23 protein-coding genes are annotated in these 21,437 nt (G+C 52.4%); 9 read left to right on the top strand and 14 right to left on the bottom strand.

Going from position 1 to position 21,437, the window contains the following annotated elements; genetic code table 11:
• Positions 1-160 precede the first annotated feature (160 nt).
• Positions 161-697 (bottom strand): DsrE family protein, encoded by a 537-nt coding sequence (locus ACP5D0_RS05475; RefSeq protein WP_472364646.1) that lies wholly within the window; start codon positions 695-697, stop codon positions 161-163.
• Between the two features lie 214 nt (positions 698-911).
• Between ACP5D0_RS05475 and ACP5D0_RS05470 the strand changes: the two genes are divergently transcribed.
• On the top strand, positions 912-1,463 hold the full coding sequence (locus tag ACP5D0_RS05470) for a gamma carbonic anhydrase family protein (protein WP_472364644.1): 552 nt from the start codon (positions 912-914) through the stop codon (positions 1,461-1,463).
• Between the two features lie 16 nt (positions 1,464-1,479).
• On the opposite strand, the gene aroE is transcribed toward ACP5D0_RS05470, so the two are convergent.
• A complete protein-coding gene (gene aroE, locus ACP5D0_RS05465; RefSeq protein ID WP_472364642.1) occupies positions 1,480-2,322 on the bottom strand; it encodes a shikimate dehydrogenase in 843 nt (280 codons plus the stop codon).
• A gap of 85 nt (positions 2,323-2,407) precedes the next feature.
• On the bottom strand, positions 2,408-3,412 hold the full coding sequence (hemB, locus tag ACP5D0_RS05460) for a porphobilinogen synthase (RefSeq protein ID WP_472364640.1): 1,005 nt from the start codon (positions 3,410-3,412) through the stop codon (positions 2,408-2,410).
• Between the two features lie 94 nt (positions 3,413-3,506).
• Here hemB and ACP5D0_RS05455 point away from each other — a divergent pair, with 94 nt between their 5' ends.
• From ACP5D0_RS05455 to moaC, 8 genes are all read left to right on the top strand, one after another.
• A complete protein-coding gene (locus ACP5D0_RS05455; protein ID WP_472364639.1) occupies positions 3,507-3,953 on the top strand; it encodes a hypothetical protein in 447 nt (148 codons plus the stop codon).
• 283 nt (positions 3,954-4,236) lie between these two features.
• On the top strand, positions 4,237-5,598 hold the full coding sequence (gene soxC / locus ACP5D0_RS05450; protein ID WP_472364637.1) for a sulfite dehydrogenase: 1,362 nt from the start codon (positions 4,237-4,239) through the stop codon (positions 5,596-5,598).
• Entirely contained in the window at positions 5,585-6,676 is a 1,092-nt protein-coding gene (locus ACP5D0_RS05445) for a c-type cytochrome (RefSeq protein WP_472364635.1), read from the top strand. The genes soxC and ACP5D0_RS05445 overlap by 14 nt, the downstream gene beginning before the upstream one ends.
• A gap of 174 nt (positions 6,677-6,850) precedes the next feature.
• Positions 6,851-7,846 carry a GTP 3',8-cyclase MoaA gene (gene moaA, locus ACP5D0_RS05440; protein ID WP_472364633.1) on the top strand — a complete coding sequence of 332 codons (996 nt, stop codon included), beginning with the start codon at positions 6,851-6,853 and terminating at the stop codon, positions 7,844-7,846.
• 45 nt (positions 7,847-7,891) lie between these two features.
• The gene (gene moaD / locus ACP5D0_RS05435; protein WP_472364631.1) at positions 7,892-8,143 is read left to right on the top strand and encodes a molybdopterin converting factor subunit 1; all 252 of its coding nucleotides are present in this window, start codon (positions 7,892-7,894) and stop codon (positions 8,141-8,143) included.
• Between the two features lie 2 nt (positions 8,144-8,145).
• Positions 8,146-8,616, top strand: coding sequence for a molybdopterin synthase catalytic subunit MoaE (moaE, locus tag ACP5D0_RS05430; RefSeq protein WP_472364629.1), 471 nt, complete (start codon positions 8,146-8,148; stop codon positions 8,614-8,616).
• Between the two features lie 95 nt (positions 8,617-8,711).
• A complete protein-coding gene (locus tag ACP5D0_RS05425; protein ID WP_472364627.1) occupies positions 8,712-9,917 on the top strand; it encodes a molybdopterin molybdotransferase MoeA in 1,206 nt (401 codons plus the stop codon).
• A gap of 30 nt (positions 9,918-9,947) precedes the next feature.
• Positions 9,948-10,436, top strand: coding sequence for a cyclic pyranopterin monophosphate synthase MoaC (moaC, locus tag ACP5D0_RS05420; RefSeq protein WP_472364625.1), 489 nt, complete (start codon positions 9,948-9,950; stop codon positions 10,434-10,436).
• A 55-nt stretch (positions 10,437-10,491) separates the two neighbouring features.
• Here the strand turns inward: moaC and ACP5D0_RS05415 are convergent, their stop codons facing one another.
• The 11 genes from ACP5D0_RS05415 to ACP5D0_RS05365 form a co-directional block, all read right to left on the bottom strand.
• Positions 10,492-11,145 (bottom strand): hypothetical protein, encoded by a 654-nt coding sequence (locus ACP5D0_RS05415; protein WP_472364623.1) that lies wholly within the window; start codon positions 11,143-11,145, stop codon positions 10,492-10,494.
• The gene (locus ACP5D0_RS05410) at positions 11,142-11,759 is read right to left on the bottom strand and encodes a hypothetical protein (protein ID WP_472364621.1); all 618 of its coding nucleotides are present in this window, start codon (positions 11,757-11,759) and stop codon (positions 11,142-11,144) included. Before ACP5D0_RS05410 ends, ACP5D0_RS05415 begins: the two co-directional genes overlap by 4 nt.
• 67 nt (positions 11,760-11,826) lie before the next feature.
• The gene (locus tag ACP5D0_RS05405) at positions 11,827-12,171 is read right to left on the bottom strand and encodes an Hpt domain-containing protein (RefSeq protein WP_472364619.1); all 345 of its coding nucleotides are present in this window, start codon (positions 12,169-12,171) and stop codon (positions 11,827-11,829) included.
• 48 nt (positions 12,172-12,219) lie between these two features.
• Positions 12,220-14,322, bottom strand: a complete 2,103-nt coding sequence (locus ACP5D0_RS05400) for a two-component system response regulator (RefSeq protein WP_472364617.1) — start codon at positions 14,320-14,322, stop codon at positions 12,220-12,222.
• A gap of 114 nt (positions 14,323-14,436) precedes the next feature.
• Positions 14,437-14,874, bottom strand: coding sequence for a D-aminoacyl-tRNA deacylase (dtd, locus tag ACP5D0_RS05395; protein ID WP_472364615.1), 438 nt, complete (start codon positions 14,872-14,874; stop codon positions 14,437-14,439).
• 32 nt (positions 14,875-14,906) lie between these two features.
• The gene (gene pip, locus ACP5D0_RS05390; RefSeq protein WP_472364613.1) at positions 14,907-15,890 is read right to left on the bottom strand and encodes a prolyl aminopeptidase; all 984 of its coding nucleotides are present in this window, start codon (positions 15,888-15,890) and stop codon (positions 14,907-14,909) included.
• A gap of 153 nt (positions 15,891-16,043) precedes the next feature.
• Complete coding sequence (typA, locus tag ACP5D0_RS05385) at positions 16,044-17,867, bottom strand: translational GTPase TypA (protein ID WP_472364611.1); 1,824 nt, start codon at positions 17,865-17,867, stop codon at positions 16,044-16,046.
• A 162-nt stretch (positions 17,868-18,029) separates the two neighbouring features.
• Positions 18,030-18,575: a YeeE/YedE thiosulfate transporter family protein gene (locus ACP5D0_RS05380; RefSeq protein WP_472364609.1), complete on the bottom strand. Its 546-nt coding sequence runs from the start codon at positions 18,573-18,575 to the stop codon at positions 18,030-18,032.
• A 31-nt stretch (positions 18,576-18,606) separates the two neighbouring features.
• Positions 18,607-19,095: a YeeE/YedE family protein gene (locus tag ACP5D0_RS05375; protein WP_472364607.1), complete on the bottom strand. Its 489-nt coding sequence runs from the start codon at positions 19,093-19,095 to the stop codon at positions 18,607-18,609.
• 219 nt (positions 19,096-19,314) lie between these two features.
• Positions 19,315-20,586: a sensor domain-containing diguanylate cyclase gene (locus tag ACP5D0_RS05370; RefSeq protein ID WP_472364605.1), complete on the bottom strand. Its 1,272-nt coding sequence runs from the start codon at positions 20,584-20,586 to the stop codon at positions 19,315-19,317.
• 133 nt (positions 20,587-20,719) lie between these two features.
• Complete coding sequence (locus ACP5D0_RS05365) at positions 20,720-21,337, bottom strand: DNA-3-methyladenine glycosylase I (protein WP_472364603.1); 618 nt, start codon at positions 21,335-21,337, stop codon at positions 20,720-20,722.
• Positions 21,338-21,437: the final 100 nt, after the last annotated feature.

Genomic DNA, 21,437 nt, shown 5'->3' with positions numbered 1-21,437 from the left:
TGCAAATGGGCGCGACCAAAGCGGATTTGGATGCGACCATCGCCATTCACCCGAGTTCCTCGGAAGAGTTGGTGACCATGCGTCCGATGATCTTGAAGTGAGTCAGCCGACTCGTCTGAAGGCTAATGATTGGGTCAAACGGATGAAGCCGTCAGGCGGGTTAGTAAACCGGCACCAGCGAATAACCTTGTGCCTGCCAGCCCATCACGGATAAAAACCCTGAGCGCACCGGTACGATGCCTGGTAACAGCGTCGCGTTATCGACTTTGAAGTAGGCGGTGGCGGTAGAACAGACTTCCATTTGAACGCCCAGTGCTTGTAAGCGCGCAACTTGAGCGGCGATCTTCTGGAGCGTGTCACCATGCTCGATTTCAATGGCATCGGCTGGGTCGGTGGTAATGAATTGCACGGCCGCTGAGATGAATATAATGCGCAGGTGCGGCGTGACCTTTTCTTTCAAAAGGTTGGCATGGTTGGATTCGATGCCTTTTAGATACGATAGCATGACGTCCGGATTGGATTTGCGGATATCGTAGAGCGCGTAGATGTCAGACAGGCCTTTTAAAGCCGCTTGGTTGTTGAGTGTTGCGGGCGATGCTTGCGCATGGGATGCGAAGGCGGCGATGAGCCATAGAAAGCTGGCCAGTAAGAATGGGTGCAATACAAACCGGTTAGGGTGGCGTGTTTGTGATTTCATGGGGTTCTCCTTGGATAGTGTGGGTAGCGCATCAATGGAGTTTCCATTTTAGACCGCCAGGCTTGGTAAAATGCGCAAATACCATGAATTGAGAGGGTTTCGGAGTCGTTTGTTGTTATTGTTACTCAAGGCGAGTTCAAGGTGACTCCAAGACTTGCAAAACCTACGTTTCCCGCTATAGTGAAAAAGATTGGTTTACTCTAAGGAGATTCTTATGTCGGTACGACCCTATTTAACGGATTGGCCTGAATTGCACAGCACCGCTTGGGTGGATGCCTCGGCGGTTGTCATTGGAAAATGTGCGTTGGCCGAAGAGGTCAGCATCTGGCCAAACGCCACTTTGCGTGGGGATGTGAATGCCATTGAGATTGGTGCCAGAAGCAATATTCAAGACGGCACCGTTTGCCACACCACGCACGATTCCCCCATCACGAAAGGATCGCGCTGCATTGTTGGTGCCGATGTGACAGTGGGGCACAATGCGGTTTTGCACGGTTGCATCATCGAAGACGAATGTTTGATCGGCATGGGCGCGGTGGTGTTGGATAATGCGGTGGTACAAAAACACGTGCTGGTAGGGGCGAACAGTTTGGTGCCGGCCGGAAAAGTCTTGGAATCCGGCTATTTGTATCTGGGGTCACCCGTCAAGCGGGTGCGAGCGCTGACAGACGATGAAAAGGCATTTTTCAAATATTCCGCAGCCCATTATGTTTCCCTGAAACAGCAATATCAATCCACGGAAACGCAAGTCGCCATCGGCGGCTAGCTGCTCAACGCAGCGTTTAGGACCTTGCCAGTGTCTCGCGAACGCTGTTAATGACACTTGCCGTGTCGGGTCGAACGCCTCGCCATAGATAAAATGCCTCGGCCGCTTGGCCGACGAGCATGCCCAGACCGTCGCGTGTGCGGCATTGCGGTTGCACGCCTTTTGCCCAGTTCATAAAAACGGTCGGTTCCGTGCCGTACATCATATCGTAAACCAAACTCTCCGCGCCAAGAACGTCTCCGCTGACAGGGGGCAACTTGCCCTCCAGGCTGGCAGAGGTGCCGTTGATAATCATGTCGTAACCCCCGTCTGGCACGGGAATGTCTTCCCAGCCGCTGGCGCGGATGGGAATGTCGGTGGTAAACCGTTGCCCCAACACTTCCGCGCGCTTGGCGGTGCGATTGGCAATATGCACCAGGCCTGGGCGTTTTTCGAGAATGGGTTGCAGCACGCCCTGTACGGCACCACCGGCACCCAAAATCAGCAAGCGTTTGTCTTGAAATGCCACACCTGCGTTTTGCTCAATGTCCATGACCAGGCCGACGCCATCGGTATTGTCGCCGAGTATTTGACCGTTTTTAAATTGGTAGGTGTTGACGGCATGAGCGATTTGAGCACGATCGGAACATTGGTCTGCGAATTCGAAAGCGTCCAGCTTGTAAGGCACAGTGATGTTTAATCCACGGTAGCCTTTTGCCATTAGCTCGGATACGGCACGACGAAAATGGGTTTCTTCACTGTCAATGCGAATGGCTTCATAGACCAGATCCTGCCCGGTTTGTTCGGCAAACAGTCGATGAATCAATGGGGATTTTGAGTGGGCAATCGGGTCGCCCACCACGGCGTATAAATCGGTCATTTAAAGTCCTTGAATGCGTTAGGCCAGGCCGACTTTAACGGGTGCCGTGGCGCGGTTGGGTTCGGCTGGATTCTGATCATGCCGTTTAGCGGGATTCATGCAACCATTGCGCCGCCACCTTAGCGTAGTAAGTCAAAATGCCATCGGCGCCCGCCCGTTTACAGCACAGCAGCGTTTCCAGAACCACCTCGCGCTCATTGATCCAGCCGTTTAAAGCCGCTGCTTTCAGCATGGCGTACTCACCGCTGACGTGATAGACGAAGGTCGGGGCTTTGAATTCGGTTTTAACACGATGCACGATGTCCAGATACGGCACGCCGGGTTTGACCATCACCATGTCGGCTCCCTCGTTAATGTCCAGTGCCACCTCGTGTAAGGCTTCATTGCTGTTGGCCGGGTCCATCTGGTAAGTTTTCTTGTCTGCCTTGCCTAAATTGCCCGACGAGCCGACCGCATCTCGAAAAGGGCCATAGTAGGCCGAAGCGTATTTTGCTGAATAAGCCATAATGCGGGTGTGGGTGTGACCGTGTTCTTCCAACAATTCACGGATTTCAATAATGCGCCCGTCCATCATATCCGATGGGGCGACGACATCGGCACCGGCTTCCGCATGAGACAGTGCTTGTTTCATCAGCACGTCAATGGTGTCATCGTTCAGTACATATCCGGTTTCGTCGATAATGCCGTCCTGACCATGGGTGGTGTAAGGATCCAGCGCCACATCCGTCATGACCCCCAGCTCCGGTACCATCTGTTTCACCGCGCGAACCGCGCGCTGCACCAGCCCGTCTGGGTTGTAGGCTTCGGCGGCTTCCAATGTTTTGGTGTCTGCATTCGGTACAGGAAATAAGGCAATCATTGGAATGCCCATTCTAAAAAGCGCTTGCGCTTCGTCAACCAGAAGGTCTATACTCAAGCGCTCAATGTCCGGCATGGATTTGACCGGCTCACGCTGATTGTGGCCTTCTATCACAAACATGGGGTAAATCAGGTCTTGCGGGGTGAGCAGGTTTTCGCTCATTAAGCGGCGTGAAAAGTCATCTTTGCGCATACGGCGCATGCGGGTGATCGGGAACTGACGTTCGATCATGGGAAACTCCTGTCATTAAGTAATCGCTGAATAATACTCCTGTCGGCGGCAAAAATAAACCGGATCCGGCGGGTCAAGAACAAAAGGAATTAAGATGCTTGATAATTTTGAATACACCTTTTTTGATGAACCCATCGCACAGCGTTTCAGTGAGGCCGTGCAGTTGCATGGTCTGACGACGTCAATCGAATGCGAAGAAGAAGGCAATGGCGAAATGTCCTATTCTGTGTCGATAGACGGCACCTTGGACGATGCGCTGGCCGAAACGCTGGAAAACCTGTATTCGGAATTGCTTTTTGGCGATCAAGCGGCGCAAATTGAAGGGAATGAAGACGGTGCCATGGCGGATGCCTGCGGGGTGCAGATTAAGCTGGCTTCCGGCGAATACACCACCGTGGCGATTCACCCGACCGTTATGAACAAGGTGCTGTCGGTGTTGACGGTAGATGAGTTGCAGCGCTGTCTGGCGCAAGTGGCAGAGGATATTGAAAACCCGAAATCCGGGCCGATATGCCGACGGGAAAATCTCCCAGAAAGCTAGCGACGGCAGCATGAAACTCGGCTTAAAAACCGAGTTCCCGTACTGGGAGAAGGGTGAAATCATAGAATTTTATCGTGTACTTATAAAAAATTTATATAAGCAAATCCTAATTTTTCTGAGGCTTATGCTTGCAGTTAAAGCCCATTAAACATATTATTACACGCTAGCAAAAGCGTTCCGGTGACTCCGTATGGAATCCGGTGCAAAAATAGATAAGCTACTTATAATGGTTAAACTCTTGAATCTGAGGTGTTTTTGACGAACGCCAATGAAGGAGCAATAAATGACAGATAAAATCGTTGAAAAGGTTGCCGTACAGACTGACGAAAGTCGCAACCAGAGCCGACGCGCTTTCTTGAAAGGCAGCGCGGCAGTTGCAGGTGGGGTTTTGTTTACCAAAGCTGCATCAGCGGCTGAGGCTGGAAAATATGACCCTGCAAAAGCCGTTGCGCCTTACGCAGGAAAGCCTGAGATTACGCAGGTGCTGGAAGATGGTCCGGCACGTAAGACCCTTGGTTTCGGTGTTCGTAAGTACCCTTACGGGATGCCTTCACCGCACGAAAAAGAAGTTCAGCGTCGTACCCTTGAATGGTTGACGCCGGATTCCATGGCCTCCATCACCATGACGCCGATTCAGAGTTTGAACGGTATCATTACGCCTAACGGTCTGCACTTTGAACGTTTCCACGGCGGTGTACCGACCATTGATCCAGCGGATCACCGCTTGGTCATCCATGGTTTGGTTGAGCGTCCGTTGATTTTTACCGTTGACGACTTGAAGCGTTTTCCATCCGTTTCCCGTGTTCACTTTGTGGAATGTCCGGCCAACGGCGCAATGGAATGGAAAGGGGTTCAGTTGAACTCGGTTCAGTGGACACACGGTATGATGTCCTGCTGTGAATACACAGGTGTCCCTCTGTCTGTGTTGTTGAAGGAAGCGGGCATCAAGCCGGAAGGTAAGTGGCTGATTCCCGAAGGTGCGGATGCCGCGGGTCTGACACGTTCCATTCCGATTGACTTGGCGATGGACGACTGTTTTGTGGCTTATGCGCAGAATGGTGAAGCACTGCGTCGTGAACAAGGTTACCCGATTCGATTGGTGGTGCCAGGTTGTGAAGCCAATATGTGGATCAAATACCTGCGTCGTATTCAAGTGCATGATGTTCCGGCACAGCACCGTGAAGAAACCTCTAAGTACACTGAGTTGATGCCAGACGGCACCGCGCAGCGTTTCTCATGGTACATGGAAGCCAACTCCGTTATCACCTATCCGTCACCCGACTTCAAAATGCAAGGACCCGGCAAATACTTTGTGCGCGGTCTGGCTTGGTCCGGTCGTGGTAAAGTGTCGCACGTCGATGTGTCTGTTGATGGCGGTCGTAACTGGAAAGAGGCGCACTTTACCTCTCCGGTGTTGGACAAAGCCTGGACGCGTTTCGAAGTGGAATGGGACTGGGATGGCTCTGAAGCGTTCTTGATGAGCCGTGTCACCGATGAGACCGGCTACGTTCAACCCCCTATGCCCCAAATGCGTCAGCTGGAAGGTACGAACAACGTTTATCACCGTACAGCGATGGTTACTTGGCGTATTCGCGCTTGGGATGACGGTAAAAACGGAGGTATGATTGAAAATGTTCAGTACTAAGAAAAGCATTCTGGCAACGGCGATTGCTCTGGCAGCCGCCGGAACAGCCTTTGCCATGAGCGGTAATTCCGACTCTAACAGCAGCGCATCCGGTGATGCCGGTAAGATTGACGGCAAGTACGCCGCCAATTACGTTGAAATCATTAAAGAGAACGACGGTAAGTATCTGGATGCCAAAGTGATTGAAGCGATTCTAGGCAAAGATGCGGCTTACGGTCGTGCTGGTTTGGAAGGCAAGCTGGATCCCAACAATCCTTATTCTTTCGAAGTGGAAGACAGTATTGATGGTGGTAACCACGGTAACGCTCAGTGTAAGATTCCTGCAGCGTTTGTAGATGTCCATGAAAGTGTGGCGAAAAACTACTACGATGATAGTAGCTACGTGGCTTACGGTTATGGAACGCCCATCTCAGAAGCCGCCATGTCTAAGTGGAAGATCACGGTAGACGGTGACGGTAATGGTTTGCCGGATCCTTCTGTGGGGATGACCGTTGAAGAAGGTGCGCGCGTCTACGTTCAATTCTGCGGCATGTGCCACGGTGAGTTCGGTGAAGGGGCTAAGGGCTACTTGCCATTGGCCGTTGACGAGAACTTGGTGGCGTCTGACTTTAACGCCCCAGCACCCATGAAAACAGTAGGTAACTACTGGCCGTATGCGGTGACTTTCTTTGATTATGTGCGCCGTACCATGCCTTTCTGGACGCCAAATGCGCCTTTCATTGGCGAAGCCGGTTACATGGGGATTACGGGTTACATTATGCAGTCCAACTATGTCCCAATCGGTATCACCGAAGACGGTGAGCCCATCGAACTGGAAGACGATGCTTTCTATAACGCGGATTTGCTGATGAAGCAAAACAAGTTTATGAAGAACCAAGGCAATTTCTTCTGTGATCACCGTCCGGTGATTCATAACGAGCGTTGCATGAAAGATTGTCCGGACTACATGGTCGGTGACGGTAAAGGCAATGTGCAGAACTTTGTTCAAGCGCGTCTTCTGCCTGACGGAACGCCGCAGTACAACGTTCCTCAGCGTATGCACGAAGATCCACCAGGTGTGGGTCACGCCGGTATGTAATGACTTAGGTCATTTCGCTGACAGAAAAGAACCCGCGCTTGTCGCGGGTTTTTTTTGTCCTTTTTTATACGTGTCATTGATTTCTTTTGATTTTTTTCCAAGTCATACCTTGAATTCAGGGTGGAAAGCGTTAAAATAACCGTTCTATTCACTAAGAAATAACGAAAGGTTTTTATGGCTTTAATTGATCCGTTTCAACGGAAAATCGAATATCTGAGAGTGTCGGTCACGGATAAGTGTAATTACCGTTGTGGTTATTGCATGCCGGAGCAAGGGGCGCACCCTGAAGGACGGCACACCGAATACCTCGACTTTGACGAATTGGCGCGTATCATAAAAGCGTTTGTCGAACTGGGTGTCACCAAGGTACGTCTGACCGGTGGTGAGCCTCTGTTAAGAAAAGGCGTGGCGGAGTTCGTTTCCGAAATCAGTCCCTATGAAGGGTTGAAAGAGATTGCGCTGTCAACCAATGCGCATCACCTTGCAAAGCATGCCGTGGCGCTCAAGCAGGCTGGCGTGACACGTGCCAATATTTCCATCGACTCTTTAAATCCCAAGCTTTTTCACCAGATTACACGAGGCGGCGATTTGACTAAGGTGCTGGCCGGGGTTGAGGCGGGTTTAGCGGCAGGGCTTCAGCCGATCAAGTTCAATATGGTGGTGATGAAAGGTACCAATGATGGCGAGATAGAGTCAATGGTGGACTACGGCCTGGAAAAGGGCGTGGAAGTTCGCTTTATTGAAACCATGCCGATTGGTGAGGCGGGCATCAGTTTGATGGACCAGCATTATCCGATGGACAAAATCATGGCGCGCGTCAAAGCACATGTGGGAACGGATTTAATTCCGTCCACGGGGAAAAGTCATGATGGGCCATCCAAGAATTTCCTCATAAAAGGCACCGATACCCGAGTCGGTGTGATCTCGGCCGTGTCCGATCATTTCTGTGAATCGTGTAATCGTGTTCGCCTGACCGCACGGGGTGTACTGGCGTTATGCCTTGGGCAAGAAGATTCGGTTGATTTGCGCACGCCGATACGCGATGGCATTTCTGACGATGGCTTGAAAGCCCTGATTGTGGAAGCCATGAAGAAAAAGCCGGAACGTCACTTTTTTAACGAAAACGTTCATAATATCGAGTTCAGACAAATGGTGTCCCTGGGCGGCTGATTTGGCAGCGGATGGGGCATCGAGTAAGCATTTAGGGAGAATACCATGCTGAATGTATTTTATTTTGCCAGTTTTAGAGAAGCCTTAGGTCAAAGTCAGGAGCAACTGCCACCCGAGGCTTATCAAACGGTCGCGTGCCTCTTGGACGATCTGGCACAGCGCGGTGAGGTGTGGCAGCAGGCGCTTAAAGACAATCTCAATTTGCAAATCGCTGTGAATCATACCCTGGCCGACCGCAAAACCGAGATTAAAGCCGGTGATGAAATCGCCTTTTTCCCACCGGTGACGGGCGGTTAACAATGAATGCCTATCCGTATGTGCGCATTCAGCTTGAGGATTTTGACTTAACCGAGGAAATGCGTGCTTTGCGGCAAGGGCACAAAGACATTGGTGCGGTGGTGTCTTTTGTCGGAACCGTCAGAGACATCAACGAAGGGGATGATATTTCCGTACTGGAACTGGAGCACTATCCCGGCATGACGGAAAAGGCGCTGGAAAAGATTCGCCTGCAAGCCCATGAACGCTGGCCACTGCAAAGCAGTTTAATTATTCATCGCATCGGTGAGCTGCAACCGTGCGATCAAATTGTTTTGGTGGCTGTGACCTCCAGACACCGTGAAGCGGCGTTTGAAGCGGCGCATTTTATTATGGATTTTCTCAAAACCAACGCGCCTTTTTGGAAAAAAGAAACCTTTCCAAATGGGGAAACCCGTTGGGTGGATGCGCGTATCAGTGATCAAGAAGCCGAGCAACGATGGGCGGCTCCCTGAAAAGAGAGTCCCCCTGAAAACCAAACGTTTTAATCAACGTGATTTATCTGTCATCTTTCCCCGCTTCGGCGGGGATTTTTTTAAGAGAAAACGCTATGAAAACATTTGATGAAGCCTTGTCCTACCTGGTCGGCCAAGCCCGCAGAGCCCAGCCTACCGAGCAAGTGGATCTGGTGGATGCACTCGGGCGGGTGTTGGCCGAGCCAATCGTTTCGGGGGTGCAGGTGCCGCCTCACGACAACAGTGAAATGGACGGATATGCCATTGACCGTATGGATTTGACCCACGAAGACACCTTTCGAGTGAGTCAGCGCGTGGTGGCCGGTTCGACACCGGAACCGTTGGAAGTCGGCACGGTGGCGCGAATCTTTACCGGTGCCCCCATCCCAAAAGGCGCTAATGCCGTCATCATGCAAGAAGACACGGAGCTGGTGGGCGACAAGGTCAAGATATTGACGAAAACCACCCGACCTGGTCAAAGCATTCGTCGGGCGGGTGAAGATATTGAAGCCGGTACGACCATTCTGGAAAAAGGCCATCGGCTGCGTTCTCAGGACATGGGCTTGACTGCGTCCATCGGGATTGGAAGCGTCACTGTCTATCGCCCACTCAAAATCGCCACCTTCACCACAGGAGATGAGTTATTAGAACCGGGCGAAGCACCGCAGCACGGCAAGATTTACAACACCAATCGTTATGTGCTCGCGGGGGCTTTGTCCAAACTCGGTTTTGAATGGATTGATCTGGGTCGGGTACCGGATACGCTTGAGGATACGATTGCGGTTCTGCAGCAAGCCGCGGAGGTTGCGGATGTGGTGATGACGACCGGCGGTGTCTCCGTGGGTGAAGAAGATCATATTAAACCCGCGGTTGAATCGGTAGGGCGTTTGGAACTGTGGAAGGTGAAAATGAAGCCTGGAAAACCCTTGGCTTTCGGTGAAGTCTCAGGCAAACCGTTTATCGGCTTGCCGGGTAATCCGGTGTCGGCTTTTGCCACTTTTAACCTCTTTGCCCGTCCTTACCTATTACGAATGCAAGGGGTGAAGAATATTTGCATTACGCCGATTTGGCTGGCAGCCGATTTTGACTGGCCGACTGCCAATTTCCGCCGTGAATTTGCACGCGCACGGCTTGTGGTGCCGGAAGGTGAAACGAAAACGGTGGTGCAGGTGTATCCGCAGCAAGGATCCGGGGTGCTTACCTCGACCGTCTGGGCGGACGGTTTTGTGATGATTCCCGAAGACCGAACCCTATCCAAAGGGGATATTGTTGCTTTTTATCCCTTTTCAGAGATGGTGTAAGCCGTTCCGCAAACAAAACAGGATTTCAATATGACCAACGAACTTCAATTAACACACCTGGATGCCAAAGGGCAAGCGCGAATGGTGGACGTCAGTGAAAAAGACAATACAGTGCGTGAGGCGCGTGCCATGGCGGAGATTCGTATGCTACCGGAAACCCTGCAGATGATTTTGGAGGGCAAGCACAAAAAGGGGGATGTCATGGCCACGGCGCGCATTGCAGGCATTATGGCGGCAAAACGCACGCCGGATTTGATTCCCATGTGCCATCCGTTAATGCTGACGTCCGTGAAAGTGGAACTGATTCCGAATACCGATCGCAGCTGTGTGGAAGTCTACGCCACCTGCAAACTGGTTGGTCAGACTGGCGTGGAAATGGAAGCTTTAACCGCCGCCACAACGGCGGCACTCACGCTCTACGATATGTGCAAAGCGGTGGATAAGGGCATGGTGATTGGCTCGGTACAGCTGCTGGAAAAGACCGGCGGCAAAAGTGGGCACTGGAAAAAAGAAGTCTAGCTGCGCGAGGCACCTGTCGGCTTGAATCTGACAGGCCGCTCGCCCAAGGGTTTTGCTACTTCAGGCCTGGCACATATTGCAAGGCTTCCGGTCCGTTTTCGTCGTAGAGCAACTCCAGTCCTTTTTCAGGATAAAACCAGTGTTCCAAGCCATCGGACTGGTTTTCAATGCGTTGCGGCTTTCCGAATCGCATCTCAATGGCACGCTGGGTGAGGTTTTTGCGCGGGATGAGCGTAACGCTGGCAATCGGCAGCGACATCAGCACTTGAATATCATCCGTATTCGGAGTGACTTGACGATTTCCATTCGGCGTCACCGTTGTCTGTACCCCTTGGGCGTAGAATGCGTTCAGCTGATTTTCCGGCACCGCAATGCCAATGGCCAGAGCGCCATGAATGGTGGCAATGTGCATGGATGGGAAATAGGCTTCAGCCGACTTTCCGGTCTCATCCTTTTTGGAAAAAATTTTCACTTCCACATCGTCGCCAAACAGCATCTTGGCCTCCTGAACCGTACTTTGATTCACAACCAGCCCTAGCGCCTCCAAGGCACCGTTGGCATTGTAGTGACTGTTCCATGGCAGTTGTTTGTCCGGAACCTTGTCATGGTTGGGCGGAATCATCACAAATACGGTGGTCAGCCCGATTGCCGCCAACAGTACGATCAAAAAGGTGGGTAAACGGCGCTTGGTAGTCGTCTTCTGGCTCATGATGGGTCTTTATCCGTCGTTTGAGATGACCCCATTTGCTTTTGGCCGTCGTGACGCACTTCATCATCGCCTTCGCCCAATTCCGCATTGGCGTTGTCATCGCGCGGCAGGTATTTGGCGATTTTCGGGTCGATAATGCCTTTACCGGCATCGTAGACGGAAATACCGGTCTGCATGAAGGTAATCAGCACGGCAATAAAAATCACCACCGCCGCAAATCGAATGGTGATGATTTCCCCGATATTAATTTCACCGCCTTCTGAGAAGTCCACCATCTTCAAGCCGCCTGGAAATATCTGGTTGATAATGACGTAAATGGCAACCATTAAAACCGCAATGGCATAACTGTACAAGAGGATCCGACAGCGACGCCAAGCCAGTTCCCAATGCGCGGAAACAAACCAAGAACCCCGTTTTCGTATGGCACGGCCATTTTGGTAAATATAGGCAATCACCAGACTCGACACGACAGGCACGGCGAGTAACATCATGGTGGTGCCGATTTCCAACACAATCATGGAAATAAACAGATGAGTGATAATAATGTTGATATTGAAAATATGGTGCGGATTTTTAGCCAGATGCGTTTCTTCTGGGGTGACTTGATAATGCATAGCGACATCTCGTTTTGTGAAATAAAAAGGTATGTTGAGCGGTGAAGGCACCGAATCTCGGGGTGGTTTACAAACCGTCGATATAGCGCTGTAAAAACGCTTCAACTCGGTGGGTTTCCGTTTCAACCGCCTTGAAATCGGCTTCCAGTCCAGTCACTTGACCGTCCTTGCCCTGGGTTTCCAATGTCAGGCAGAGGGTAGGCAACTCAGTGGCACCGACATTGGCCGAACTGCCTTTTAGCGTGTGTGCATGCAGCCGTAACGCATCGGCATCGCTATTGTCAATGGCAAGGCGAATCTCCGCCAGCGATCCGGGCGCGATGTCGATAAAGCTTTGCAAAATGTCTTTTAAGTCATCGCCGATGACGTCTTTGAGCATGTCTAAGTTACTGGTATCAACCGGTTCGGGCATAGTGGTTTCCTATGGTGTCTGCTGGGTCACTGGAGCAACTGGCTCCGCTTAAAAATCGTGCTGATGTTTCAGATATTGTTGAAAATCGCTGGCCGGCATGGGTTTTCCAAATTTGAATCCCTGAAATACATCACAGTTTTTATTCTGTAAAAAGGAGACGTGAAATTCGTCTTCAATGCCTTCGGCCACCACTTTCAGTTTAAGACTTTCCGCCATCGCCAGAATGGTTCGAACAATGGCCTGACCTTCCTGAGTATCCAGGTTGTTAATGAAAGAGCGGTCAATTTTAATGGCATCGATTGGAAAACTTTGTAAATAGGCCAGTGATGAGTAACCGGTGCCAAAATCGTCGATCGACAGGCTGACGCCCATCGCCTTTAGGCCTTTCAGAATGCTGATGTTGTGGTCGGCGTTGCTCATGGCTAAGCTTTCGGTGATTTCTAAATCCAAGTACTGAGCGGGTAACCGAGTGTGTTGCAGCACGTCCTGCACGTCTTTCATTAGATTGGAACTGGAAAATTGCCGGCCGGACAGGTTGACACCGATTTTGATTTTCAGGCCTTGATGATGCCACTTTTCCGCTTCTTTGACAGCCGTTTGCAGCACATAGTGACCGATCTCCACAATCATGCCGTTGTTTTCCGCCATGGGAATAAATACCGCTGGCGAAATCAAACCTTCAGATGGATGGTGCCAGCGAACCAGCGCTTCCGCGCCATAGGGTTTCAGTGTCTTGCCGTCCACCTGCGGTTGGAAGTAGACTTCGATCTCGTTGCGATCCAGCGCCTTGCGCAAGTCGTTTTCCAGCAGCAATTGTTCTTTGGACTCGGCATTCATTTCCGTCTGATAAAACAGGAACTGGTTGCCGCCCTGACGTTTGGCCTCGCTGCGGGCGATATTGGCATGAGCGATCAGCTCGCCGGCCTTGTGACCGTCCTGGCGCAAAATGCTGACACCGATGGAAAAGGTCACAAACAGTTCTTGTTCACGAATAATAAAGGGTTTGGAAATGTCGTGGAAAATACGTCGCAACGACAGATTCAGTTCGGTAATGTCTTCGGCATTTTTAATTAAAATGGCAAACTCATCACTGCCCAGTCGGGCGACAAAATCGTCTTCCCGAGTGACTTTTTTCAGGCGTTGCGCGACCGTGCGTAACAGCGCATCGCCGTTTTCTTGCCCAAGGTTGTCGTTGATTTTCTTGAAGCGGTCGATGTCCAGAATCAACGTGGCGCTGTATTTATTGGCATGCGCTTCTTTGATAAAGGTGGTGAGGGTTTTATTGAAGAAGGAGCGATTGGCCAAGTCGGTTAACTTGTCGTGGCTGGCCTGGTAGTCGATCAGGCTTTCGGCTTTATGCAATCGACTGATGTCCTGTGCCGAGCCAGTGATTTTTTCGATGGTGTTGCCCGCGTCAAAACGAATTTCACCCAAGCAGTCGATATGCGACATGGAGCCGTCATGGTGCAGCACACGGAAACTGACCTGAATGTCGTTATAGCCCTGGGTGGCATCGGCGATGGCCTGCTGAATCAGTGGCAAGTCTTTGGGGATGATGTTGGAGAAAAACTGCTCCAGAGTGACGTCGGCCTGATTGGGTATGCCGAAAAGTTCAAACGCTGAACTGGAACCGGTAACGCGATCAGAAGCGGCATCCCATTCCCAGTAACCCAGTTTGGCGAGTTTCTGGGCATACATCAATTGCGACTGACTGATGCGCAATTGGTCTTCGATTAAAGAGGATTTAATGGCGTATTTAACGCGCTGACTCAGCAACGACCAGTTAATGGGTTTGGTGATAAAGTCGGTGGCTCCGATTTCGAACGCCTGGTCTATGGAACTGATGTCGTGCAGAGCGGTCAGCATCAGAATCGGAACCGCCCGGTCTTTTTCATAGTTGCGAATGGCTTGGGTCGCCGCATAGCCGTCCATCACCGGCATCATCACATCCATTAGAATTAAGTCGGGTGCCTGTTCGATAAACAGCGAAAAACCATCCTGGCCGTTGCTGGCTTCCATCACCTCGAACCCAGACTTGGCCAGCACCTTGCACAGTGTTAATCGCGTGACGGGATCGTCTTCCACCACCAGAATCAGAGGGGTGGATTGGGCGTGCTTTCGTGGTTGTGTATGAAGGTCGGCAGAGGCCATAGGCAAATCCATTTTGGCTGGTCACATAAGGACTAATAAGCTATAAGTGTAGCCGCTTTTGACGGAAATGAAAACCGCTTTTCGCTTTCGTACTCCGTGCCCCGTACCTTGTCGTTAGTTTTCCAGCCAGAAGGTCACAGGGCCATCATTGGTGAGGGAAACCTGCATATCCGCGCCGAAGACGCCCGTCTGAGGGGGGCGATAGTCGCGTGTGACTTCCTCCACAAACACCGTGAAGAGTCGCTGTGCCGTTTTGGGTTCGGCCGCGGTGTGAAAACTCGGTCTCAGCCCCTTTCGGGTGTCGGCCGACAAGGTAAACTGCGGTACCAACAGCAAGTCGCCACCGACCTGCTGAAGGTTTCGATTCATTTTGTCGTCGGCATCGCTGAAGACGCGGTAATGCAATAGCTTATGCGCCATGCGTTGCAGGCTGTCGCTGTTGTCGTGGGGCTGAAATCCACACAAAACCACCAGGCCTGGTGAAATCTCTGCCACCTTCTTTCCGGCGATGTCTACGCGTGCTTGAGTGACACGTTGAATTAAACAAATCATAAGGTTAACCCAATCATCAATAGGGTTTCCCGCTAAGAAGGGTGGGAGAGGTCATCAAGCCAGACGCTTTCATAGGTGTGTTGCGTGGCTTGGATTAGGGCCTCGGCGATTTCCAGCTCAAAGGCGGAATGTCCGGCACGGTTGCAGGCAACCAGCTGGGCCTGTGGCAGGGCGGCGGCCAATTCATACGCCTGATTGACCGGGCAAACCATGTCGTAACGGCCATGCACCAAGGTGGTGGGGATGCGGTTGAGGATGGCGGCATTGTCCAGAATTTGATTTGGTTCGATAAAGGCTTGGTGGACGAAATAGTGGCACTCAATGCGCGCCATGGCCAGCGCGTGATAGGGGTCACCGAAATGATTGACCAGCGCCTCGTCGGTTTCCAGTGTCGCGGTGCGGCCTTCCCAGATAGACCAGGCTTCCGCCGCGCTCATGCGGGCAATTTCATCGTCGCCGGTCAGTCGCCGGTAGTAAGCCTCAATCATATTGTGCCGGTCTTCCGGTGCGATTGGGGCGATAAAGTCCTGCCAATAGTCTGGGAAAAAGCGATCCGCACCCTGTTGGTAGAACCAGCGGGTGTCTTCATCCCGGCACAGGAAAATGCCGCGCAAAATCATGGCGAGCACCCGTTCAGGGTAGGCTTGCGCATAGAGTAAACTGAGGGTCGATCCCCAAGAGCCGCCGAACAAGACCCAGCGGTCGATATTGAGGTGACGGCGAATTTTTTCGATGTCTTCAATCAGGTGGGCGGTGGTGTTGTTGGTCAGGCAGGCGTGGGGGCGCGATTTGCCGCACCCGCGCTGGTCGAACAGAATGATGCGGTAGTGATCCGGGTGAAAAAACCGCCGCTGCTGTGGCGTACAGCCACCGCCAGGACCACCGTGAATAAACAGCACCGGCAACCCCAGCGGATGCCCACTTTCCTCAACGTAAAGCGTGTGGGTGTTATCCACCTGCAAACTGTGCTCCGCAAAGGGACGGATCGGCGGGTAAAGTAATTGTTCCAGATTCATACCGATGATTTTAGCGGAAAGGGGGAAGGGAGGGGAAATTAAAAATGCCCAGGCCTGGGCAAATACTGTTTTGCCAGGCCTGGGCAAATACTGTTTTGCCAGGCCTGGGCAAATGTTGTTTTACCAGGCCTGGCGGTTTTGACCGCTTGCGGGTTAGGCTTTGCTGCGCCCAGCGCGTTTACGTTCGTTTTCGGTCAGCAGCTTTTTACGGATGCGGATATTGTGCGGTGTGACTTCCACCAGCTCGTCATCGTCAATGAATTCCAGTGCCTGTTCCAGTGTAAAGCGAATCGGCGGGGTCAGCGTCAGAGCCTCATCCGTGCCGGAGGCGCGCATATTGGTGAGCTGCTTGCCTTTCAGCGGATTCACCGTCAGGTCGTTGGCGCGGCTGTGCAGGCCGATAATCATGCCTTCGTAGACTTCGTCACCGTGGCCGATGTAGAGGCGGCCGCGATCTTGCAGGTTAAACAGGGCGAAGGCCAGTGCCTTGCCCTGACCAATGGAAATCAACACGCCGTTATTGCGGTCGCCTAGAGTGCCGGCAAACTTCGGCCCGTAATGGGAGAAGCTGGAGAAAATCAAGCCGTTCCCTTGGGTGGCGGTCATGAACTCCGTGCGGAAACCGATCAGGCCGCGCGACGGAATGATGAAGTCGATGCGCACGCGTCCGTGCCCGTCCGGCACCATGTCCTGCATTTCGGCTTTGCGTTCGCCCAGTTTTTCCATAATGGTGCCTTGGGCGTCTTCGGGAACGTCTACCGTCAGATTTTCATAGGGTTCCAGAATCTCGCCGTTTTCTTCTTTAAAGATGACCTCGGGACGGGAAATCCCCATTTCAAAGCCTTCACGACGCATGGTTTCAATCAATACCGACAGGTGCAGTTCCCCGCGACCGGAAACGCGGAATTTATTGGCGTCTTCGGTTTCTTCCACGCGCAAGGCGACGTTGGTCAGGAGTTCTTTATCCAGACGCTCGCGAATCTGGCGTGAGGTCAGCAGCTTGCCGTCCTGGCCGACGAATGGTGAGTCGTTGACCTGGAAGGTCATGCTGACGGTGGGCTCGTCTACGGTCAGAGCCGGCAAAGCTTCCGGGTGGTTCGGATCACACAGAGTGTCGGAGATGTTCAATGGATCCAGTCCGGTAAAGGCGACAATGTCACCGGCGTGGGCTTCGTCCACACTGACACGCTCCAAGCCGTGGTAACCGAACAGTTCCCCCATCTTGCCTTTGCGTTCTTTGCCCTGGGCATCGATGATGGTGACGGTCATGCCCACTTCCACCGAGCCGCGCTTGATACGACCGGTGCCGATCACGCCTTTATAAGTGTCGTAGTCCAACGAAATACACTGCAGCTGAAAGGGGCCGCCCATGTCCACATCCGGTGGTGGAACCTTTTGGGTGATGGTTTCAAAAATCGGCGTCATGTCGCCGTCGCGCACATCCTCTTCCAGTCCGGCAAAACCGTTCAGACCGGAGGCGTAAATGATGTTGAAGTCCATCTGCTCGTCGGTGGCGCCCAAACGGTCAAACAAATCAAAGGTCTGATCCAGCACCCAGTCCGGACGAGCGCCCGGGCGGTCGATTTTGTTGATGACGACAATCGGCTTTAGGCCTTGCTTCAAGGCTTTTTCAGTCACGAAACGGGTTTGCGGCATGGGACCTTCCACCGAATCGACCAGCAGCAGCACCGAGTCCACCATCGACAGAATCCGTTCCACTTCACCACCGAAGTCGGCGTGCCCCGGGGTGTCTACGATATTAATGCGAAAATCGTTCCATTTGACGGCGGTGTTCTTGGAGAGAATGGTGATGCCCCGTTCCTTTTCCAGATCATTCGAATCCATGACACGCTCGCCCATGTCTTTACGGACTTCGTCGAAGGTGCCGGATTGCCGTAAAAGCTGGTCTACCAGGGTGGTTTTACCGTGGTCAACGTGGGCAATAATCGCAATGTTGCGAATATGATCTGTACTCATGGGGAAGGGCTCTCTTAAATTGAAAAGAGCGTATTATACTGAAAAGCCGTTCCCGATTTGCCTAATCTGATGAAATGATTGGAAAACTTCAACCCTGCGTGGCGTCAGGCGCGTTTTTCCGCCGGTTTCACCAGGCCTGGGCGTTTGTCTTGTCCATCGAACTTAGGCCTCGGCGTCAGGACGCTGTCGTTCGCCGTGCACTTTTTCCAGTTGGATATAGCTTTGCAGAATGCCGTAGGCCATGGTGCCCAGTAACAGACCGATCAGCGCAAATACACCGGCGATTTTGCCTTCGCCGATCATCGCGGGCAGGGTGCCGGGGCAAGAGGCGGTCATGCCCCAGCCGATGCCAAACAGCAGTGCCCCGATGACTAAGCCTTTCTGGTAAGGCTTTTTGACAAAATCGACTTCTTCACCCGTGGCAACGGCGTGTACATGAAAGCGTTTCAGTAGAAATACCCCTAGCATGGCAACGGCGACGGCGCTGGCAATGACGATCATCAGTTGGAAATCTTCAAATAAAAACATTTTGGCGTGATAGTCATAGGTGGTGGCACCGGCATGGCTCATTAAAAAACCAAATAGAATGCCCATCAACAGACCAAATACATGGGGGCGATAGGTTAGCCAAAACGGGCGGAAGCGAGTTTGGCTTGCGGTGGGGTCGGCTGGGTTGGATGGGTCGGTAGGGTTTGAGTCCTGGTTCATGGGCGTTCCTTTGATGCAATGTGATATAAGATTAAGTGCCAAACAGCAGTTGGGTGGTAATGAGTGCGCTGGCGAAGAACACTGCGCCGGCCAGTAAACTGGGCGGGTTCAGCATGGCACCGCCCACCAGCGCGTGGCCAGTGGTGCAAGCCCCCGCCAAGCGAGCACCAAAGCCCAGCAGTGCGCCACCGAAAATCAGCCACAGGGCTTTGCCAGCGGTGGTTTGCGGCAGAATCGCATCGTACATCCCCATATTAAAGCTCAGGTGCCAGGGTTCCGGCGACTGTAGGGCGCTGATCAGGCCGCCGATGGGAATGCCCAGCAGAAACCACAAACGGGCATTGTTCAGGCGCGTGTATTCCCCGGTGCGAAAATAGCGAATGCGCGGGAAAACCAAGCCACAGACATTGCCATAACCGGTCGAGCAGCCCGCCGGTTTGCCCATTAACCAAAAATGTGCAATTACAAACAGGCCGATTGACAGGCCCGCAACCCATGCGCTCCATACGATGACATCCATTGTCGTTTCTCACTTTGACTGAATCTTGTTATGCATTTTCAAAGATATGGCGAGGCGAGTCAAAGAGAGGTTTTTTAGCTTTGGATAAGTTTTTCTTATGGATTGTGATTAATTTTGTGAATGGTGCTATGCCCGACAGGACATTACCCAGAATGAGACTGTTTGAGTCGCGTGTCGGGTATTTTGCCAGGCCTGGCCAAATCGCGCGAAGGCTAAGGCTCAGAAAAATTCGATATCGTCGTCGGCGCCGGAGACTTTGACGCGATTGCGTCCTTCGTTTTTCGCGGCATAAAGGGCTTGATCCGCCATTTTGTAAAGCTCATTGCTGTCGGCGGGATGTTGGGCGTCCACCGTGGCCACACCGCAGGAGATGGTGACGACATGATGCGGGTTGCCGGTGTGCGGCATTTGCAATGCGGCCACTTTTTCACAGGCGATATTGGCTAGGGTTTCGGCATCCTGTGCTTGGGTGACATTGCAAATCACGCCGAATTCTTCACCGCCCAAGCGAAACACATAATCGCCTTTGCGTCGAAAGCATTCATGCAATGTGCGTGCAACCGTCACCAGCGCTGTGTCACCGGCCTGATGACCGTAGGTGTCGTTGTATTTTTTAAAGTTGTCGATGTCAACAATGATAAAGGCGACGATTTCACTGTAGCGCACGGCGCGGTCTATGTCGCCGGGAAAACGTTGATTGAAGTAGCGGCGATTGTACAGACCGGTCAGTTCGTCGGTAATCGAACGCAATTCGGCCTGTTTTAAGTCGGTGATGTTTTCATACAGATGATAATGGCCGTGTTGTTCCCCGAAAAAATCGTAGCTGAGGACTTTATTGGAGCGCAGCCAGAGCGGGTTGCCATTGGGGGATGAGAGCTTCAGCACCTGACCCTTGTCATCGTTTTCAATGCTGGCGTGAGTGAACAGGTGAGTTTCGTTTTCCCCCAGCAACGCCTGTTTGGTGACGCCCAGTTCTTCCGTGAGCGCTTGGCTGACATCGATAATGTGGCCGTCCGGGTCGGTTTCGTAACTGAGCAGATGTTCATTCATTACGCGGATTTTACGATTCAGGCGTTGTTCGTTAATCATACTGTGCAGCTTCAGGCTGGTCTTAAAGGCGGTGCGCGCCAGTTTGGCCTGTTGGGCTTGCAGAACCTCGCGGTTCACGGTGCGCAGCGCCACGACACCGAATATTTGATCGCCGCTGGACAGGGGGATAAAGAGTTGTCCGGTATCCAGGTGCAGCTGCCCGCGATGCAGATAGGCGCTGGGGGTGAAGTGAGCACCGGAGGTTAAGTAAACCTGCTTGAGGGTGTCCGATTCGGTGAGTTTGAGGTAAATACCGCAGGCGTCGGCGTCCACACAGGTCATGAGGCGTTGTGCAAGGGCTTCGCAGAAAGGGTGCAGCGACTGTTCGGTATCAATCAGTGTTTGGAACTCGTCCCAGTGCGGCTGCATGGGAAGGCTGAGGACTTCGGATGTTGACGACATAGGGTGTAAATCTCTTAGAGTGCATTATGGTCTATAGGTTTATCTATAGGTTGTTTTATGTGGCGTAGAGTATAGCGGATTTGGGGTTGAAAGTGAGCCATCCGGGGCAAGGTTTTGTCTGGGGTGTGTGGTTTTATTTGGGTTTTGTGAAGGCTTGTCGCGCCTTGCAAACGTTGGCGCGAATGGGGCAGTCGGCTGCGTGGTCATTGACCAGTCCAACCGCTTGCATAAAGGCGAAGACGGTGGTGGGGCCGAGAAATTGCCACCCCATGGCTTTCAGTGTCTTCGACAGTGCCACCGCCTCGGGAAGCGTGGTGACGCTTTGCGGTGGCGGCAAGTGGGTTTCGTCCGGCTCAAATGGCCAGAAAAACGCGCCCAGTGAACCGTACTGCGTCACCAGCGTTTGTGCACAGCGGGCATTGTGGATGACCGCTTGGATTTTGCCGCGATGCCTGACAATGCCGTCATCGCGCAACAGGCGTTCGACATCCGCCGCCGTGAACTCGGCAATTTGATCAAAGTCGAAATCGGCGAAGGCCTGGCGAAAATGGTCACGCTTGGCCAAAATGGTGCGCCAGCTCAACCCCGCTTGAAAGCTTTCCAAGCAGAGGCTTTCAAACAGGCGTCGATCCGCCGCCACCGGAAAGCCCCATTCGGTATCGTGATACTGCCGCATGTCGGGCGTGGTGCGGCACCAAGCGCAACGCGTGTCGGTCAGATGGGGGTCTGGGTTTTCGGGTAGGTTTGTCATGCGGTTCGAGTCGTAGTATCCTAAACAAATTGAACTTTAAGCGAGTCAAGAAAATGCCCTATGCTAGGCACGACCCGAAGTGAATGGCTAGCCCTTTACA

This window comes from Hydrogenovibrio sp., from assembly GCF_049975065.1.
Classification (GTDB): Bacteria; Pseudomonadota; Gammaproteobacteria; order Thiomicrospirales; family Thiomicrospiraceae; genus Hydrogenovibrio.
The sequence above is the reverse complement of the archived record's forward strand: the minus strand, read 5'-3'. Positions and strand labels throughout refer to the sequence as shown.

Excerpts from the sequence above, each read along its gene's own strand:
- ACP5D0_RS05475 (WP_472364646.1), bottom strand. The coding sequence starts at position 697 with ATGAAATCACAAACACGCCACCCTAACCGGTTTGTATTGCACCCATTC.
- ACP5D0_RS05470 (WP_472364644.1), top strand. The coding sequence starts at position 912 with ATGTCGGTACGACCCTATTTAACGGATTGGCCTGAATTGCACAGCACC.
- aroE (WP_472364642.1), bottom strand. The coding sequence starts at position 2,322 with ATGACCGATTTATACGCCGTGGTGGGCGACCCGATTGCCCACTCAAAA.
- hemB (WP_472364640.1), bottom strand. The coding sequence starts at position 3,412 with ATGATCGAACGTCAGTTCCCGATCACCCGCATGCGCCGTATGCGCAAA.
- ACP5D0_RS05455 (WP_472364639.1), top strand. The coding sequence starts at position 3,507 with ATGCTTGATAATTTTGAATACACCTTTTTTGATGAACCCATCGCACAG.
- soxC (WP_472364637.1), top strand. The coding sequence starts at position 4,237 with ATGACAGATAAAATCGTTGAAAAGGTTGCCGTACAGACTGACGAAAGT.
- ACP5D0_RS05445 (WP_472364635.1), top strand. The coding sequence starts at position 5,585 with ATGTTCAGTACTAAGAAAAGCATTCTGGCAACGGCGATTGCTCTGGCA.
- moaA (WP_472364633.1), top strand. The coding sequence starts at position 6,851 with ATGGCTTTAATTGATCCGTTTCAACGGAAAATCGAATATCTGAGAGTG.
- moaD (WP_472364631.1), top strand. The coding sequence starts at position 7,892 with ATGCTGAATGTATTTTATTTTGCCAGTTTTAGAGAAGCCTTAGGTCAA.
- moaE (WP_472364629.1), top strand. The coding sequence starts at position 8,146 with ATGAATGCCTATCCGTATGTGCGCATTCAGCTTGAGGATTTTGACTTA.
- ACP5D0_RS05425 (WP_472364627.1), top strand. The coding sequence starts at position 8,712 with ATGAAAACATTTGATGAAGCCTTGTCCTACCTGGTCGGCCAAGCCCGC.
- moaC (WP_472364625.1), top strand. The coding sequence starts at position 9,948 with ATGACCAACGAACTTCAATTAACACACCTGGATGCCAAAGGGCAAGCG.
- ACP5D0_RS05415 (WP_472364623.1), bottom strand. The coding sequence starts at position 11,145 with ATGAGCCAGAAGACGACTACCAAGCGCCGTTTACCCACCTTTTTGATC.
- ACP5D0_RS05410 (WP_472364621.1), bottom strand. The coding sequence starts at position 11,759 with ATGCATTATCAAGTCACCCCAGAAGAAACGCATCTGGCTAAAAATCCG.
- ACP5D0_RS05405 (WP_472364619.1), bottom strand. The coding sequence starts at position 12,171 with ATGCCCGAACCGGTTGATACCAGTAACTTAGACATGCTCAAAGACGTC.
- ACP5D0_RS05400 (WP_472364617.1), bottom strand. The coding sequence starts at position 14,322 with ATGGCCTCTGCCGACCTTCATACACAACCACGAAAGCACGCCCAATCC.
- dtd (WP_472364615.1), bottom strand. The coding sequence starts at position 14,874 with ATGATTTGTTTAATTCAACGTGTCACTCAAGCACGCGTAGACATCGCC.
- pip (WP_472364613.1), bottom strand. The coding sequence starts at position 15,890 with ATGAATCTGGAACAATTACTTTACCCGCCGATCCGTCCCTTTGCGGAG.
- typA (WP_472364611.1), bottom strand. The coding sequence starts at position 17,867 with ATGAGTACAGATCATATTCGCAACATTGCGATTATTGCCCACGTTGAC.
- ACP5D0_RS05380 (WP_472364609.1), bottom strand. The coding sequence starts at position 18,575 with ATGAACCAGGACTCAAACCCTACCGACCCATCCAACCCAGCCGACCCC.
- ACP5D0_RS05375 (WP_472364607.1), bottom strand. The coding sequence starts at position 19,095 with ATGGATGTCATCGTATGGAGCGCATGGGTTGCGGGCCTGTCAATCGGC.
- ACP5D0_RS05370 (WP_472364605.1), bottom strand. The coding sequence starts at position 20,586 with ATGTCGTCAACATCCGAAGTCCTCAGCCTTCCCATGCAGCCGCACTGG.
- ACP5D0_RS05365 (WP_472364603.1), bottom strand. The coding sequence starts at position 21,337 with ATGACAAACCTACCCGAAAACCCAGACCCCCATCTGACCGACACGCGT.